The sequence below is a fragment of the Lapillicoccus sp. genome, from assembly GCF_046595215.1.
Classification (GTDB): domain Bacteria; phylum Actinomycetota; class Actinomycetes; order Actinomycetales; family Dermatophilaceae; genus Lapillicoccus.
In genome coordinates this window covers 1-2,850 of the sequence record NZ_JBKJPP010000193.1, presented here as the reverse complement: position 1 = coordinate 2,850, position 2,850 = coordinate 1, and the positions used below count along the sequence as shown (strand labels likewise).

Genomic DNA, 2,850 nt, shown 5'->3' with positions numbered 1-2,850 from the left:
CACGGCCTGCTCCCGCTCCTCCTCGGTCGCCCAGGCCCGCAGCACCTGGTCGTGGCGTGGCCGGCCCTCCAGCCAGCCCTGGATCCGAGCCAGCTGGTCGCGCACCCGGGCGCGTTCCGCCGTCGCGAGCACCAGCGCCTCCTCGACGTCGGCGAGCTGGGAGTCGAGGTCGTCGAGCCTGCGGCGTCGTTCTGCGGCTCGAGCCGATGCCCCAATGTACTGCGCGACGTGCTTCGACGCCCGCCCGCTGACGGGGCCAAGGCGCCAGGACCCGTCGAGCCCGACGACGGCTGCCGGTCCACCGGCGGCGATCGACCCGTCCGCCGCGGGGGCGGCGATCAACCCGTCCGCTGCGGCACCGGCCGTGTTGAGCGCTGCCGTGTCGAGCGCGGCCGTGTCGAGCGCGGCCGTGTCGAGAGCGATCGTGTCGCGGACGGCGATCGAGGACAGCACGGCCGCGACCACCGTCGAAGACACCCGGTCTGTTGCAGCCTTGTCGCCGTTCACGCCGGAGCCATCGACCTGCAGCACCGCGGCCAGGGTGTCCGCACCCTCCGCGGACCCCCCGCCGGCCAACTGCGCTCCCCCAGCGGGATTGAGCCAGACGTCGAGGTCGCCACGACCCACGATCTGGCCGTCCGGCCGGACCCACGCGTCGAGGATGCCCGAGCTCTCGAGCCCCGCCTCGAGGGCCGCCCTCGCGTCGGGACCGAGGTCGTCCCGGAAGTCGACGAGCCGCCAGAACGGCGCGCCCGCTCGACCCTCGCGAGGCGTGCGCCCCCACGCAGGCGGCGCCGGCTCGGGATCACGTCGGGCCGCGACATCTCCCCGCTCGGCGCGCAGTTCGGCGATCCTCGACTCCGCGGACCGGACCGCAGCGCCCGACCTCGCGAGCTCGTCGGTGAGGCTCTCGACGGGTCCCGCTGTCGCGCCCCGGGCCAGGGACTCCAGGGCGCCGAGGCCCTCGACGGTGAGGTCGGGCCGCTCGAAGGCCACCGCATCATCGTCGCGCTGCCACGTGTCGAGCCGCTCCAGAAGGTCGGCCTCGAGGTCGCGGCTCGCCTGCGCGGCCTGCGCTGCCCGCTCGCGCGCCTGGTCGACGCGGCCCTCGGCGGCGGCGACCTCGCCCTCCACCCGGTCGGCGCGTTCCTTCGCGACCTCGGAGGCGGCTCGCGCCTGGTTGACAACGAGGATGGCCGCTCGCCGCTCGCCGGCCGGCACCCGCACGTCACGGGTCCATCCCGCCACGGTGTCGAGTGCTGCAGCGAGATCGGTGGTCGCGTCCTCGAGCTGCCAGTCCAGCGCAGACGCGGACTGGAGGACGAGGGCTCCCAGGCCGGAGAGCACACCCAGGGCACTCAGCTCGCTCCCGACCCGTCGAGCATCGTCGTGCAGCCGGCCGACGCCGCGGCCGATGGCAGTGCCGAGGTCGGTGGCGTTTCCGCCGCTCCGGTCAGCGCGGTCCTGCGCCTCACCAGCGATCCGCCGAGCGGTCCTCGACTGCTCCCCGCGGGCTCGGACCGTCTCCGCGAGCGCCCTCAGCCGCCCCCGGGTGCGGGCCTCCGGTCCCTGCTCGAGCGCGGTGATCCGGCGCTGCGTCTCGTCGGCGAGGCCGACCTGCTCGGCGCGCCCCGTGTCGACGTCGCCCAGTTCGACGCGTGCCGCCGACAGCTCGCGCTCGCTGCGGCGCAGGGTGGACTCGCTGCGGCGCAGCCAGGTGGCGGCCTCGACGACGGCAGCGGCACGCCCGGCAACGACGGACCGGGCGTAAACGGCATACGTCGCAACGACCTCCCTGATCGCTCTCGCCGCGCGGTCGCGGCGCTCGATCTCCTCACCGAACGCCTCGAGCTCGTCGAAGGTGTCGCCCGCCGCCCGGACGGCGCTGTCGTCGACCTGGGGCAGGGCGTTGACCAACTGCTCGGCGAGACGCTTCGGATCGATGTCCTCACCGACCTGCGGCTGTCGGAGCCAGTAGATCAGACGGAGCAGCTCGTCATACTGCTCCACGGGCAGTCCGAAGAGCGCCCGGCCGACATGCTCCTTGTAGCGTCGCGGCGAGTCGAAGAAGCGCCCCTCGCCGTCACTCTCGACCTCGGACTTGAGCTGAGCCTGGCTCAGCGGTCCGGTCTCGTCCGCGAGCAGGAGGTCGACGCCCACCCGGCGCGGCGAGGTGAAGAACCACGACGTCGCCTGTCGCGCGGACTCGCTCGCACGCAGCCCGACCCCGCAGGTCATCGTCACCTCCTGACCGTCCGAGGTCCGTCGGGCGAACTCGATCCAGACATAACCGGTGCGGCCGCCGCCGTCATGACCGTCGAGCATCAGCCACAGCAGGCTCGTCGTGTGCTTGCCGGAGGCGGTCATCCTCGCCTTGTCGCCGTCGATGACGAAGGGCATGAGCAGCTCGAGCGTCTTGGATTTGCCGGCCCCGTTGGCACCGCGCAGCAGCAGCCGCCCCTCCGCGAAGTCGAACACCTGCTCGTCGTACTGCCAGACGTTGAGCACCCCGCCCCGGCTGAGTCGGAACCGTTCCTCGCTCGCGATGCTCATTCCTCGTCCTCCCCTGCGTCGAACAACGACCGTTCCCCGGTGGTCGACGCCTCGCTCAGCTGAGGCTTCGGGGCATACCGCGCCGCGGCGGCGTGCACCCAGATGACGTCGTCGTCCCCGTCGGAGCCGGATGGGTCACGACGGGCCAGCCCCATGTCGGTGATCAGCCGCAGCGCTGCCTCGACGGCGCGCTCGGGGTCGTCGCGCTGGTCACCACGCAGGTAGGGCGCCCACTGATCGACGAGCGCCCGGGCAGCCGGCCGCACCTGCGCCATCGGTATGCCGTGCCACGCCTGC

The 2,850-nt window shown here is 73.1% G+C and carries 2 protein-coding genes; both read right to left on the bottom strand.

What is annotated here, in order from left to right; translation table 11 throughout:
• The coding region (locus ACLL9L_RS16370; RefSeq protein ID WP_411285722.1) for a hypothetical protein at positions 1–2,553 on the bottom strand (2,553 nt) is incomplete at its 3' end.
• Positions 2,550–2,850, bottom strand: a 301-nt coding sequence (locus tag ACLL9L_RS16365; RefSeq protein WP_411285721.1) for a DUF2398 family protein, incomplete at its 5' end; no start/stop codon positions are given. The genes ACLL9L_RS16365 and ACLL9L_RS16370, both read right to left, overlap by 4 nt.